The sequence below is a fragment of the Vibrio sp. J383 genome, from assembly GCF_023503985.1.
GTDB lineage: Bacteria > Pseudomonadota > Gammaproteobacteria > Enterobacterales > Vibrionaceae > Vibrio > Vibrio splendidus.
In genome coordinates, this window is sequence record NZ_CP097293.1 from 3,400,330 (window position 1) to 3,414,997 (window position 14,668).

Below are 14,668 nucleotides of genomic sequence, written 5' to 3' on the forward strand. Positions count from 1 at the left end.
CCACTACTCTTCTAGTTGGTAGATCACATTCACTCGATCACGAATGGTGATCGTCGAATCTTCATAAGAATTCGACTCGGTTCTCGCATCCATCGCCATTGAACGCATCAATACAGGCTGAGAAGATTGTGCGTTGTAATCTACGCGCCATACATCACCTAACTCGCGCTCAAAACCACTCGCCAATGATTTAGCTTTTGATGTCGCATCTTTAATGGCCTCCAAGCGCGCTTGCTCCTGATACTTAGCTTGGTCACGAACCTGTAGTTGGATATTATCGATCTGGTTAATACCCTGCCCAATGGCAATATCCATGTAGTCATTTAAGTTGGCTAGCTCATTCACTTGAACGGTCACATTACGTGACGCACGGTAACCAACCAGTTCAGGTTTACCATTTTTCGGGTAATGATATTGAGGAGATAAATACAGGTTAGAGCTGTGTACATTCGCCTCATCAACACCCGCTTGATGTAGCTTATTTAGAAAGCCAGTCACCACTTTATCAACTGTGTTTTTAGCCTGTTCAGCAGTCATCGTCGATTCCACGACTCTAACTGAAAATGTCGCCATGTCTGGTGTCGCGATCACTTCACCATAGCCGGTCGTTGAAATATGCGGAAAAGATGGCGAGTCAGCCAATGATGGAAAACTCACAGCACTCAATGCTGCAGTAAGAGTAAGAGACGTTGCTAACATCTTTGGTACAAACTTCATTAGGTAGACCTATGCTGAACAAATGTTCTTTTATCATAGAGCAATTTGTCACATAACCAATCCCGCGACAGGACTTCTAACACAACTTTGACGCTGCAAAAACCAACAGCTTACTGAGGTAAGTGGTTGTGGGCATAATTTAATATCGCTTGAGAGATCTCTTTTAATACCCCGCTCTCTAATTGCCAATGGTGCCAATAGATTCGGTAAGACAACAAAAAGCCGGGCGTAATATCAATCAAAGCACCAGACTCTAGCTCCTCGATAATCTGCAATCGAGGAATCAAACAGTAAGCAACGCCCGACAATGCCAAGCGTACAAATGCTTCTGAACTGCCGACAGTATGATTGATCACGCTATCTCTCGGGACGTTAAAATGATCATGCAAAAACTTCTTATGCAGATCATCGTATTGGTCGTACGAAACCGCTGGGGCTTTCGTTAGTGTCGAATAGTTCACTCCATCAGAGAAGTAACGTTGATGGAAGCTAGGGTTCGCCACACACACATAATCCATTCTTCCAAGATAGTCCGCACTGCAACCCGGAATAGGTTGAGGTTCGAGGCTGATTGCCCCAGCAACCTCACCACTTTTAATCTTCTCAATGGTTCTTGATTCACCATAAATCGCGAGGTTCAACTCAACTTGACGTGAATTCATCACATCAGATAACGCAGGAAGTAACCATGTCGCCAAGCTATCAGCATTGGTCGCAATAGACAGAGAAAGAGGTTGAGTTCCCTCTTCGTTCATCAACTCTGGGACAAGCTCGTGCTCTAACAAGCGAACACGACGATACAAACCCAACAGTTTTTTTCCTGCTGGTGTTGGCCTTGGTGGGCTCTCTCTTACCAGAGCAGGCTGTGCTAACCATTTTTCCAGTTGTTTGATGCGTTGAGACACCGCAGACTGGGAGATATATAGCTGCTCGGCTGCCCTTTCAAAACTGCGTTGTTTCACCACAGCATCCAGTGCTTCTATCCATTTATAATCCAATCCACGCATCAACTTGCTTCCTTTTTGACCTGATTACCGCCAACATTAGCAATTCTAATAATAGATTAAAATCATTAATTATACTTATTTAAGAGGTCGGAGTATCTTCGCCATATAGCACGTAAATATCGTTAAATAAGTGGAGGTTAAAATGAATTTTTGGGTTTTATTACAAGGTTTTGGTCTAGGGGCGAGCATGATCATCCCTATTGGCGCTCAGAACGCGTACGTCTTAAATCAAGGGATTAAACGCAATCACCACCTAACCACAGCGACGATTTGTAGCCTACTCGATACCTTGTTCATTTCATTAGGTATCTTTGGTGGCGGAGCGATCCTGTCGCAAAATGAATTACTGCTCACCTCAGTGACACTGGGTGGTATCGCATTCCTAACCGTTTATGGTTTATTGTCATTGCGCAGTGCGTTCAGAACACGTACTAGTGATGAATCAAAGGGTGAGATACTGGCTCGCGGTAAGCGCACCGTTGTTTTAGGTGCATTGGCAGTAACTATATTAAACCCGCATCTTTATTTAGACACTGTAGTGATTCTTGGATCCATAGGTGGGCAGTTTGAAGGCAACGATAGAATAGCTTTTGCTATGGGGACTATCTTAGCTTCATTCGTGTGGTTTTACTCTTTGTCATTAGGCGCTGCAAAGCTAGGCCCAACGTTATCGAAACCCAAAGTAAAGAAAGGCATCGATATCGCGGTAGCAACCATGATGTTCGCTATTGCACTTGTACTCGCCAATGGACTCATTGAGCAGTACGGCTAAATCCGTTCATATTGCGTCCCCCACAAACTTAACTCATCAAAAAAAAGGCGGATAACCTAAGTTATCCGCCTTTCCTTATAAAAGCTTATAGCTAGAAAAACTAACTAGGAATTAAGCTTCTACTTTATTCATGTGTACATCCATTTGCGGGAATGGGATTTCGATACCTTCATTATCCAAGCCTTCTTTGATTGCTTGCATCAGGTCGAAGTAAACATTCCAGTATTCTGCAGTGCTAACCCATGGACGAACGACAAAGTTAACTGAAGAATCCGCTAGTGTGTGAACACCAACTTGAACGCCAGGCTCTTTCAGTACACGCTCATCAGATTCACAGATCTTAGTCAGTAGCGCTTTTGTCTTTTGAAGATCGGCGTTGTAAGAAACACCAATCATTAGATCAATACGGCGCGTATCATGACGAGAGTAGTTAGTAATTGGGCTACCGATAACACTACCGTTAGGTACTACAACCATTTTGTTATCTGGTGTTGTTAGAACGGTTTGGAAGATCTGAATTGAATCAACTGAACCTGCTACACCACCAATTTCCACGTAGTCACCAGACTTGAATGGACGGAATGCAACGATAAGTACACCCGCAGCAAAGTTAGATAGTGAGCCTTGTAGTGCAAGACCAACAGCCAAACCAGCCGCACCAATAACAGCGACTACAGATGCAGTTTGAACGCCTAAACGACCAAGTGCAGCAATTAAAACAATAACAAACAACAAGTAACGAACTAAACCATGGACGAATTCCACAACTGCTCGGTCCATTTTCTTCTTCTGAAGAACCTTAGACACGCTATTCGCTACTGCTTTAACAATAAGATTACCAATAAATAGAATTATCAGTGCTGAGATAATGTTTACACCGTATTGAATAAACAGATCTGAGTTATTTGTTAACCACTGCTCTGCGTGAGACAAACCATCCACAATTGGAGTCTCAAGCGCTGTCGAACTATCAGCCATAATGTGCATCCTCTATATAATATGCTATGAGCTAAACTGTCTTAAGCCAAAATCACTTAACAATAAGAAACAGTTCAAAGCCTGTTAAGTCATTGTGTTAAAAGTAAATTAAAGCTAAGTCCTTTTTATAAACTGAACCAAGTCCAATTTTTCGGCACGATATCCTATCTTTGACAGATTGCAAAGTCATATTTATGTAAGCTTTTGAATTAATAAAACTTACCAATAAACACAAATACCGATAACTAAAAGACTACGAAATTTATTCACCGCACGCTAGGTTTTTCACATATTTAATACAAGTTTTTATCAGACATAAAAAAACCCGCTCAATGAGCGGGCTTCTAAAACTTAAAGAGTACTTAATTCAAAGAATTACAGTACGTCTACAGCGTTAAGGTCAGCGAATGCTTTCTCAAGACGAGTAACCATTGAAGACTGACCAGCACGTAGCCATACGCGTGGATCGTAGAACTTCTTGTTTGGAGCAGCTTCGCCAGTTGGGTTACCGATTTGACCTTGTAGGAAATCACGGTTCTCAGCTTCGTAAGTACGAACGCCATCCCATGAAGCCCACTGAGTATCAGTATCGATGTTCATTTTGATAACGCCGTAACCGATAGACTCTTGGATTTCTGCTTCAGAAGAACCAGAACCACCGTGGAATACGAAGTTAAGAGCGTCAGCTGCAATGCCAAACTTCTCAGCACAGTATGCTTGAGAGTCACGCAGGATAGTTGGAGTAAGTACAACGTTACCAGCTTGGTAAACACCGTGTACGTTACCGAAAGAAGCTGCGATAGTGAAACGTGGGCTAACTGCGTTTAGTTTCTCGTATGCGTATGCAACATCTTCAGGAGAAGTGTAAAGCTCAGATGCGTCCATATCAGAGTTATCAACGCCGTCTTCTTCACCACCAGTACAACCAAGTTCGATCTCGATTGTCATGTTTAGTTTAGCCATGCGAGCTAGGTAAGCTGCACATGTTTCGATGTTCTCTTCTAGAGACTCTTCAGAAAGGTCTAGCATGTGAGAAGAGAATAGTGGCTTACCAGTTTGTGCGAAGAACTCTTCACCAGCGTCTAGTAGACCGTCGATCCATGGAAGAAGTTTCTTAGCAGCGTGGTCAGTATGAAGAATAACTGGAACACCGTAAGATTCTGCTACTGCGTGAACGTATTTTGCACCAGCTACAGCGCCAAGAATTTGTGCGCCTTGACCTTCAAGTTTAACGCCTTTACCAGCGAAGAAACCAGCACCGCCGTTAGAGAACTGAACAACAACTGGAGCTTTTGCTTTAGCAGCAGCTTCAAGAACAGCGTTGATAGTATCAGTGTTGATTACGTTTACTGCAGGAAGAGCAAATTTGTTTGCTTTTGCTACTTCAAATACTTTCTGTACGTCATCGCCAGAAATCACACCAGGTTTTACAAAATCGAAGATCTTAGACATGGAAATAGTCCTATTTATTCTATCGTTTTAAGATTAAAAAACTTAAGTTTAAAAATTTGCAATCGTTTGCTCACAACTTATGCCATTCTAGCAAAAAAGTGTGATATGCAGCAAACGTTAAAAGGCGAGATTCACATCTCGCCTTTCTAAATCAATTACGCTTTAGCACGCTCTTCAAGCATTGCTACTGCAGGAAGTACTTTACCTTCAACAAACTCAAGGAAAGCGCCACCGCCAGTAGAGATGTAAGAAACATCTGCTTTGATACCGAACTTGTCGATAGCCGCTAGCGTGTCACCACCGCCTGCTACTGAGAAACCTTCAGAGTCAGCGATTGCTTTAGAAATACCAGCCGTACCCGCTTCGAAGTTTTTGAATTCGAATACGCCTACAGGGCCGTTCCAAAGAATCGTTTTTGCGTTGCCGATGATTTCAGCTAGAGCTGCAGTTGAATCTGGGCCAAGGTCGAAGATCATGTCGTCGTCTTGAACTTCAGAAACGTGCTTGATTTCAGCTTCTGCGTTTTCGTCGAATGCTTTAGCACATGCAACGTCAGTCGCTACAGGGATAGCACACTCTTTCATTAGCTTCTTAGCCGTTTCAACTAGGTCAGCTTCGTATAAAGACTTACCTACGTTGTGGCCTTCAGCTGCGATGAACGTGTTCGCGATACCACCGCCAACAACAAGTTGGTCAGCGATTTTAGAAAGAGATTCTAGAACGGTTAGTTTAGTAGAAACTTTAGAACCACCAACGATAGCCACTAGTGGGCGAGCTGGGTTGTCCATTGCTTTACCAAGAGCTTCAAGCTCAGCAGCTAGAAGAGGACCAGCACATGCTACAGGAGCGTAAGTACCAACGCCGTGTGTAGAAGCTTGAGCACGGTGAGCTGTACCGAATGCGTCCATCACGAAGATGTCACATAGTGCAGCGTACTGCTTAGAAAGTGCTTCTTCGTTCTTCTTCTCGCCTTTGTTAAAGCGAACGTTTTCAAGAACAGTTAGTTCACCAGCGTTTAGCTCTAGGCCATTTACGTAATCTTTCTCTAGTTTAACGTCGCAGTCTAGTGCGTCGTTTAGGTAGTTAACTACAGGAGCTAGAGAGAACTCTTCGTTGTATTCGCCTTCAGTAGGACGACCAAGGTGAGAAGTAACCATAACTTTTGCGCCAGCTTCTAGGCAAAGTTTGATAGTTGGTAGAGATGCAAGGATACGTGCATCTGAAGTTACTTTACCGTCTTTTACTGGTACGTTTAGGTCAGCACGGATGAATACGCGTTTACCTGCAAGTTCCAGGTCAGTCATCTTGATCACAGACATGATTTGTCCTCTCAAATTTAAATAAAAATAAAGTTTTGGAAACTCAGCAACCCTGCTAAGCCTATAAATTATTCAACTGGTAATTCTTTAACTACTCATAATATGTGGACACTTAGTATTTATTTCAAGCTAAAAAATAAATAATCCACACATTTGCTTCTAGGTCTTACTTCTTGCCTTCAGAAGCTTGCATTGCAAGAACCGTATCCAGCATCCGGTTCGCAAAGCCCCATTCATTGTCACACCACACAAGCATTTTTACTAAGTGGCCGTTGCTCACTCGAGTTTGTGAACCATCAACAATTGCGCTATGGGGATCGTGATTAAAGTCGATGGAAACGAGCGGCGCTTCAGTATAGTCAACTATATTGTGTAATGTACACTGGGATGCATTAACAATGGTTTGATTTACGTCATTAACTTTCACATTTGCATTAATTGTGACACTTAAATCCATCGCAGTGACGTTTACCGTCGGCACACGCACAGATATAGCTTCAAATTTGTTAGAAAATTTCGGGAAGATTCTTTCAATACCTTTATGCAGTTTGGTATCGACAGGAATGATAGATTGGCTTGCAGCTCGAGTACGACGCAAATCGCTATGGTATGCATCAATAACTTGCTGATCATTCATTGAAGAGTGAATGGTCGTGATAGTACCAGACTCAATACCAAAGGCATCATCAAGCACCTTAATGATAGGGACAATACAGTTGGTGGTACATGAACCATTGGAAACGATTCGATGATCGGCTTCGATAGTCTCGTGATTCACACCATAGATAATGGTGTTATCAAGGTCATTAGCACCAGGATGCGAGAACAGCACCTTTTTCGCTCCAGCAGCGATGTGTGCTAAGCCGTCATCTCGGCAACCGTAAACACCGGTACAATCGAGAACAATATCGACTTCAAGGTCACGCCAAGGCAGCAGTTCAATATCAGCCAGGTGTAAGATACGAATGGTATCAAACTCTCCTTTATCTTCAGCACCAATGCCATGATGAACATAGATGTGCTCTTGATCGTTAGAGATTTTCTTGCCGAAGCGGCCGTGACTGGTGTCGTACTGCAATAGGTGAGCCATAGCGTCAGGCTGAGCAAGCTCATTGACCGCTACTACTTTGATTTGTTGGCTTTTGCCACTTTCATAGACAGCGCGCAATACATTGCGCCCTATTCGTCCAAATCCGTTTATCGCGACTTTTAGCATAGTTCCGTACATCTAACCAAAATTTCGTGCAACAGATGATAACTGAATCCTACCTAAAAGGCATTACTTGAATAACTCAGCCTACTTAGGACAGATTGATCTGCTGCGTATAAAGATGAGTCTAGGAGAAAACAAATCCTAGATACAAAAAAACCGAGCTCAGCGCTCGGTTTTTCTTTCACTTCACTGTTAGCACAAGGCCATCAGTTAATGATTAAGCAAGAAGTTCTTTCGCTGTGTTTACTACGTTTTCAGTAGTGAAACCGAACATCTTGAATAGCTCGCCTGCTGGTGCAGATTCGCCGAACGTTGTCATACCGATGATCTTGCCACCGAAGCCAACGTACTTGTACCAGAAGTCAGCGATGCCAGCTTCTACAGCAATACGTACTGTTACGTCAGATGGAAGTACAGACTCACGGTACTGCGCGTCTTGCTTATCGAATGCGTCAGTTGCAGGCATAGATACTACGCGTACTTTCTTGCCTTCAGCTGTTAATTCAGCAGCAGCGCTAACCGCTAGCTCAACTTCAGAACCCGTCGCGATAAGGATAAGCTCTGGTTTGCCTTCGCAACCTTTCAGGATGTAACCACCCTTAGCGATGTTTGCCACTTGCTCTGCGTCACGATCTTGTTGTGCAAGGTTTTGACGAGAGAAGATAAGCGCAGAAGGACCATCTTTGCGTTCGATTGCCAGTTTCCAAGCAACAGCAGACTCAACTTGGTCACATGGGCGCCATGTGCTCATGTTTGGAGTCAGACGTAGAGATGCGATTTGCTCAACCGGTTGGTGAGTAGGACCATCTTCGCCTAGGCCGATAGAATCGTGCGTGTAAACTTGGATGTTCTGAATTTTCATCAGAGCAGCCATACGCATTGCGTTACGCGCGTATTCCATGAACATTAGGAACGTTGCGCCGTATGGTACGAAACCACCGTGCAGAGCGATACCGTTCATGATAGCCGTCATACCGAATTCACGTACACCGTAGTGGATGTAGTTACCTGAGAAATCGTTCGCTTCAAGCGACTTAGAACCAGACCACATAGTTAGGTTAGAAGGTGCAAGGTCAGCAGAGCCACCCATGAATTCAGGTAGCATAGCACCGAACGCTTCTAGAGCATTTTGAGATGCTTTACGTGATGCGATGTTTGCTGGGTTAGCTTGAAGATCAGCAATGATTGCGTTTGCTTTCTCTTCCCATTCAGCTGGAAGCTCGCCGTTAGTACGACGCTTAAATTCTGCTGCTAGCTCAGGGTGAGCGGCTGCGTATGCGTCAAACTTAGCATTCCACGCTGCTTCTTTCGCTGCGCCTGCTTCTTTCGCATTCCACTCAGCTGCGATATCAGCTGGAATTTCGAAAGGACCGTGTTCCCAACCCAATGCAGCTTTAGTTGCTGTGATTTCATCAGCGCCTAGTGGAGCACCGTGACAGTCGTGCGTACCCGCTTTGTTTGGAGAACCAAAACCGATGATAGTTTTAGTACAGATAAGCGTTGGACGAGGATCCGCTTTAGCCGCTTCAATAGCCGCGTTGATAGCGTCAGCATCGTGACCATCAACGGCTGGGATTACGTGCCAGCCGTAAGCTTCAAAACGCTTAGGTGTATCGTCAGAGAACCAACCTTCAACTTCACCATCTATAGAAATACCGTTGTCATCCCAGAAAGCAACCAACTTACCAAGACCTAACGTACCCGCTAGAGAACATGCTTCGTGAGAGATACCTTCCATCAGACAACCATCACCCATGAATGCATAAGTGTAGTGATCGACGATGTCGTGGCCTTCTTTGTTGAACTGTGCAGCCAATGCTTTCTCAGCCATCGCCATACCAACAGCGTTAGTGATGCCTTGACCTAGAGGACCCGTCGTTGTTTCGATACCAGGAGCGTAACCGTACTCTGGGTGACCTGGAGTCTTAGAGTGCAGTTGACGGAAGTTTTTCAGGTCTTCAATTGAAAGCTCGTAACCTGCAAGATGAAGCAGAGAGTAAATCAACATTGAACCATGGCCGTTAGACAGAATAAAACGGTCTCGGTCAGCCCACTCTGGGTTTGCTGGGTTGTGGTTCAAGTGACCACGCCAAAGAACTTCAGCGATGTCAGCCATACCCATAGGTGCGCCAGGGTGGCCTGAATTTGCTTGTTGAACGCCATCCATGCTAAGTGCACGAATTGCATTGGCTAGATCTTTACGAGAAGGCATGTCTGCTCCTGAGTACATAAGCGATTTAAAAAAGAGATTGATGCTAAAGTTTTCATTTTTATTAGCGCGGGTATTCTCTCAAACGACTTTAGCGACTGCAAACGTTTTACTGGCATTTTAACGGTCATTTTTCGCAATTTTCGAACATTTACATCACTTAGCAATGCGTTATCTCGGCCGGTACGCAAACGTTTAGTTATGACATATCATAAAAAAGAGCTTGTAATTCGACCGCTGGAATTTAGAATAGCCGTCTAGATGTAGAAACACCTACAAAATATACTGTATTTAATGGCGGCGCTTCCTAGCTTGCGACGCCTGAAATTATTTGCATTTAACTATTTGCAACTAAAAACTAAACTAAAAGTGGAGCTCTCATGGCTAAGCACCTATTCACTTCTGAATCTGTTTCAGAAGGCCATCCAGATAAAATTGCAGACCAAATCTCTGATGCTGTTCTTGATGCCATCTTGGAACAAGATCCAAAAGCACGTGTTGCTTGTGAGACTTACGTAAAAACCGGCATGGTTATGGTTGGCGGTGAAGTAACAACGTCTGCATGGGTTGATATCGAAGAAATCACTCGTGAAACAGTTCGTGAAATTGGTTACGTTCATTCTGATATGGGCTTTGACGCTGACTCTTGTGCAGTACTAAACACAATTGGTAAGCAGTCTCCAGACATCAACCAAGGTGTTGATAAAGCTGATCCTAAAGATCAAGGCGCAGGCGACCAAGGTATCATGTTTGGTTACGCGACTAACGAAACACCAATCCTAATGCCAGCTCCAATTACTTACTCTCACCTTCTTGTTAAGAAGCAAGCTGAAGTACGTAAGAGCGGCAAACTTGACTTCCTTCGCCCAGATGCGAAATCTCAAGTTACGTTCCAATACGACCAAGGTAAGATCGTTGGTATCGATGCTGTTGTTCTTTCAACTCAACACTGTGATTCAGTAACAACACCTGACCTACGTGAAGCGGTAATGGAAGAGATCATCAAGCCAGTACTTCCTGCTGAGTGGATCAACAAAGACACTAACTTCTTTATCAACCCAACCGGCCGTTTCGTAATCGGTGGCCCAATGGGTGACTGTGGTCTAACAGGTCGTAAGATCATCGTTGATACGTACGGCGGCGCAGCTCGTCACGGTGGCGGTGCATTCTCTGGTAAAGATCCATCAAAAGTTGACCGTTCTGCAGCTTACGCAGCGCGTTACGTTGCGAAAAACATCGTTGCTGCTGGCATGGCTGACCGTTGTGAGATTCAACTGTCTTACGCTATCGGTGTTGCAGATCCAACATCTATCATGGTTGAAACGTTTGGTACTGAGAAAGTAGCTCACGAAATCATCATTGAAGCCGTTCGTCAAAACTTCGACCTACGTCCATACGGTCTTCAAGAGATGCTGAACCTTCTTCAACCTATCTACAAGCAGACTGCAGCATACGGTCACTTTGGTCGTGAAGAGTTCCCTTGGGAAGCGACTGACAAAGCAGCAATGCTTGCAGACTTTGCTGGCCTAAAATAATTTAGCCAAAGCAAATCACTTCTTTAAAGCCCTTACTTCATAGTAAGGGCTTTATTTTTATGTACTTACCTCTTCCGACCCAATCTATCTGCCTTTCAAAAGACACCTTTACCGTTAACCACTTAGTATAAAAACCCGCCGATAATTTGTGTTTTCGAACACTACTGACAATAGTTAAGGTAACTCCTAGGCGATCAAGCTCACATTTAACTCAAAGTAATTCAGTCTGATAGCTCTCGTTAAATGCACGCTAGAACAATAACTGGGACGAAAAAGAGCATTTTAGCTCAACACCATAATCCTCATATGATCGTAATACTGAGCTTTATGGAACTATAACTAGGACGTTATTTAACTAGGGGGATATATGCCTCGTACTGTACACCCATCCGAACTGAACGATAAGAAACACAAGGTCAGCGATCAGGATTACGCTCGCACCATTCCTTGTAACCAAGTAAGCATATCCGCCCCATTCCATTGGTTGTCGCTTGCTCTGCATGATTTAGTGAGAATGCCATTAATCAGCGCATTTTACGGTTTGTGCTTCATGGGAGCGGCAATCGCTATTGTTCAACTTGTCCAATGGCAGGGAACACACTTGGTCGTGATGCCAAGCTTGATTGTGTACATGCTGATAGGACCTTTCCTTGCTCTGGGCTTGTATGATGCTGCCTGGGAAAGAGAAAAAGGACACAACGCCAGTCTACTCCACTCAATGAAAGCCATCACACGTAACTCCACCCACCAATGGGCTTTTGCGATTGTGTTGATGGTTGCAATGATATTTTGGATGAGGATTGCTGCGCTGTTGCATGCACTCTACCCTTCCGTACAAGGCGCACCATTAAGCGAGTTTGCGCCATTCCTTATTACTGGTTCGGTGATTGGATTAGTTATCGCGAGTCTCATATTCAGCATCTCAGCATTTTCGATTCCATTGATGATGGAAAGACGTGTTGATGTGATGAGCGCTATCTTTACTAGCTTCAACGCCGTTAAATCGAACATCCCTGCGATGATCGTTTGGGCGGGTATCATTGGTACTGGTATCTTAGTCGGCTTCGCGACCTACGGTGTGGGTATGATTGTCACGATGCCATTACTTGGTTACGGAACATGGCATGCTTACCACGAAATCATCAAAAAGAAACATCACGTTTAAATCGTTTCACGATCGATGAGCAATGTTATGATGAGGCCTTAGCTTAAACGCTGAGGCTTTTTTTTGGAGTTAACAACGCTTGTCTTACACCCCGCAACAACATCGAGTAAATAAAAAACTGGGCGAATGCCTAGCTACTGCTAATGAACATTTTTCTCGTGAATTTCCATGTCCAACCGTCACTTATAAGTTAAGAGGAAAGGCAGCAGGAAAAGCCTACCTCCAGTTAAACGAGATAAAACTCAACCAAGTGCTATTCAGCGAAAATGAAGACGCCTTTATTAACGAAGTCGTGCCTCATGAACTCGCACATCTGATCACACATCAGGTCTTCGGACGAGTGAGACCTCACGGTAATGAGTGGAAATACGTCATGGAAAAGGTATTCAATGTACCGGCCAGAACCACCCACAGCTTGGAGATCACCTCAGTGCAAGGAAAAACCTTTGAGTACCGCTGTGATTGCACCACTTACCCCCTGTCGATAAGACGACACAACAAAGTCATCCGCAACCAATCAACTTATCGTTGCCAACAATGCCAGCAAACCTTAGCTTTTACCGGTCTTCAATTGAGCTAAGTCTTAAGCTCACAAGGTAACGAGAATAAATGTAATAGAGAGAACTAACATTTGAGTGCTAGACTGTTGTTTATCATACTTTCATCAGTCTTTTTCTATGCAAAAAACCTCTCCAAAAGCATTTGGCCTATCGGTGTCCTTTTACCTATCAATTGTATTTGGCCTACTGGTAACCCAAAGCGTTTTCGCCGCTCCACCAAGTTCCTTCTCCAAAGCAAAAAAAGAAGCCGTGAAGATTTATCTCGATCACCCGACTTCATTTTATTGTGGTTGTGACATTACTTGGAAAGACAAAAAGAAAGGTATCCCCGACCTCGATGGCTGCGGTTATCAAGTGAGAAAACAGCAAAAACGCGCTTCCCGTATTGAGTGGGAACACGTGGTTCCAGCTTGGCAATTTGGCCACCAGCGTCAGTGCTGGCAAGATGGCGGACGTAAGAACTGCACTCGCAATGACAAAATATTCAAATCAATGGAAGCCGATCTTCACAACCTGACTCCGGCAATTGGCGAGGTTAACGGTGATCGCTCCAATTACAATTTCAGTCAGTGGAATGGAATGGATGGCGTGAGCTACGGTCAGTGTGAAATGCAGGTCAACTTTAAACAGCGTAAGGTGATGCCGCCAGACAGAGCAAAAGGTTCTATCGCGCGTACTTATCTTTACATGAGCCAAGAGTATGGTTTCAAGCTATCTAAGCAGCAGACTAACCTGATGATGGCGTGGAACAAGCAATTCCCTGTCGATAAGTGGGAATGTACTCGTGATGAGCGAATCTATGCGATCCAAGGTAATCACAACCCATTTGTTTTCCCTGCTTGTAAATAACACGACGCAGGCAACCAACATCTCCAATTGCCTCCATCTCAAACAAGAGTTTCAGAATTGCCCTTGAAACTCTTGCTCTACCCTTGTTTTTTCAACTAAAAGCATCCATGTTAGGCAGAGACAAAATACCCAAATGACACTATTTATAGGTTTACCAGCATGAGAATCCCTCGTATCCATCACCCAGAACGCATTCATCAGTTAGGTTCACTCGCTTTAGGCGAAGATGCCGCGGGTCATGTTGGTCGAGTCCTTCGTATGAAAGAAGGTCAAGATGTTCTTCTATTTGATGGCAGTGGCGCTGAATTCCCTGCGACAATTGCTGAAGTATCAAAAAAGAACGTCACAGTTAATGTTACTGAACGTATCGAGCGTAGCAGCGAATCTCCGTTAGACTTACATTTAGGCCAAGTGATTTCACGTGGCGACAAAATGGAATTCACGATTCAGAAATCGGTTGAGCTTGGTGTGAATACCATTACCCCACTGATTTCAGAGCGCTGTGGCGTTAAGCTTGATACTAAACGCTTCGAGAAAAAGCTCGCGCAGTGGCAAAAGATTGCTATCGCAGCATGTGAACAGTCTGGCCGTAATACGGTTCCAGTTATTCGCCCAATCATGCAACTTGAAGAGTGGTGCAGCGAACCGAGTGAAGCGTTAAAGCTAAACCTGCATCCTCGTGCAAAATACTCAATTAACACCCTTCCAGAACCCATCAGTAAGGTGCGCCTATTGATCGGTCCTGAAGGTGGATTGTCAGCTGAAGAAATCGGCATGACAGAACAATACAAATTTGAAGAGACGCTACTCGGCCCACGTGTACTTCGTACCGAGACAGCAGCTCTAACCGCAATTACTGCCTTACAAGTCCGTTTTGGCGATCTAGGCTAGG

At 44.2% G+C, this 14,668-nt stretch carries 13 protein-coding genes; 6 read left to right on the top strand and 7 right to left on the bottom strand.

Features of this window, described 5'->3' with window-relative positions; genetic code table 11:
* Positions 1 to 3: 3 nt before the first annotated feature.
* Together M4S28_RS15180 and M4S28_RS15185 are read right to left on the bottom strand one after the other, a co-directional pair.
* Positions 4 to 717, bottom strand: a complete 714-nt coding sequence (locus M4S28_RS15180; RefSeq protein ID WP_004735362.1) for an oxidative stress defense protein — start codon at positions 715 to 717, stop codon at positions 4 to 6.
* Between the two features lie 110 nt (positions 718 to 827).
* On the bottom strand, positions 828 to 1,724 hold the full coding sequence (locus M4S28_RS15185) for a LysR family transcriptional regulator ArgP (RefSeq protein WP_249632049.1): 897 nt from the start codon (positions 1,722 to 1,724) through the stop codon (positions 828 to 830).
* A 142-nt stretch (positions 1,725 to 1,866) separates the two neighbouring features.
* On the opposite strand from M4S28_RS15185, the gene M4S28_RS15190 reads away from it, so the two are divergent.
* Positions 1,867 to 2,496, top strand: a complete 630-nt coding sequence (locus M4S28_RS15190) for a LysE/ArgO family amino acid transporter (RefSeq protein WP_249632050.1) — start codon at positions 1,867 to 1,869, stop codon at positions 2,494 to 2,496.
* 111 nt (positions 2,497 to 2,607) lie between these two features.
* On the opposite strand, the gene mscS is transcribed toward M4S28_RS15190, so the two are convergent.
* The 5 genes from mscS to tkt form a co-directional block, all read right to left on the bottom strand.
* Positions 2,608 to 3,474 carry a small-conductance mechanosensitive channel MscS gene (mscS, locus tag M4S28_RS15195; protein WP_029222261.1) on the bottom strand — a complete coding sequence of 289 codons (867 nt, stop codon included), beginning with the start codon at positions 3,472 to 3,474 and terminating at the stop codon, positions 2,608 to 2,610.
* Positions 3,475 to 3,849: 375 nt separating this feature from the next.
* On the bottom strand, positions 3,850 to 4,926 hold the full coding sequence (gene fbaA, locus M4S28_RS15200) for a class II fructose-bisphosphate aldolase (RefSeq protein WP_004735492.1): 1,077 nt from the start codon (positions 4,924 to 4,926) through the stop codon (positions 3,850 to 3,852).
* A gap of 155 nt (positions 4,927 to 5,081) precedes the next feature.
* On the bottom strand, positions 5,082 to 6,245 hold the full coding sequence (locus M4S28_RS15205) for a phosphoglycerate kinase (protein WP_249632051.1): 1,164 nt from the start codon (positions 6,243 to 6,245) through the stop codon (positions 5,082 to 5,084).
* 166 nt (positions 6,246 to 6,411) lie between these two features.
* Complete coding sequence (gene epd / locus M4S28_RS15210) at positions 6,412 to 7,461, bottom strand: erythrose-4-phosphate dehydrogenase (protein ID WP_032545991.1); 1,050 nt, start codon at positions 7,459 to 7,461, stop codon at positions 6,412 to 6,414.
* Between the two features lie 214 nt (positions 7,462 to 7,675).
* Positions 7,676 to 9,670, bottom strand: a complete 1,995-nt coding sequence (gene tkt, locus M4S28_RS15215) for a transketolase (protein WP_249632052.1) — start codon at positions 9,668 to 9,670, stop codon at positions 7,676 to 7,678.
* Positions 9,671 to 10,047: 377 nt separating this feature from the next.
* On the opposite strand from tkt, the gene metK reads away from it, so the two are divergent.
* From metK to rsmE, 5 genes are all read left to right on the top strand, one after another.
* The gene (gene metK, locus M4S28_RS15220; RefSeq protein WP_102464276.1) at positions 10,048 to 11,202 is read left to right on the top strand and encodes a methionine adenosyltransferase; all 1,155 of its coding nucleotides are present in this window, start codon (positions 10,048 to 10,050) and stop codon (positions 11,200 to 11,202) included.
* Positions 11,203 to 11,569: 367 nt separating this feature from the next.
* Positions 11,570 to 12,367, top strand: a complete 798-nt coding sequence (locus M4S28_RS15225; protein WP_249632053.1) for a DUF2189 domain-containing protein — start codon at positions 11,570 to 11,572, stop codon at positions 12,365 to 12,367.
* Between the two features lie 79 nt (positions 12,368 to 12,446).
* Positions 12,447 to 12,947 (top strand): SprT family zinc-dependent metalloprotease, encoded by a 501-nt coding sequence (locus M4S28_RS15230; protein WP_249632054.1) that lies wholly within the window; start codon positions 12,447 to 12,449, stop codon positions 12,945 to 12,947.
* 97 nt (positions 12,948 to 13,044) lie between these two features.
* Positions 13,045 to 13,776, top strand: coding sequence for an endonuclease (locus M4S28_RS15235; protein WP_249632055.1), 732 nt, complete (start codon positions 13,045 to 13,047; stop codon positions 13,774 to 13,776).
* Between the two features lie 159 nt (positions 13,777 to 13,935).
* A complete protein-coding gene (gene rsmE / locus M4S28_RS15240; RefSeq protein ID WP_017077778.1) occupies positions 13,936 to 14,667 on the top strand; it encodes a 16S rRNA (uracil(1498)-N(3))-methyltransferase in 732 nt (243 codons plus the stop codon).
* Position 14,668: the final 1 nt, after the last annotated feature.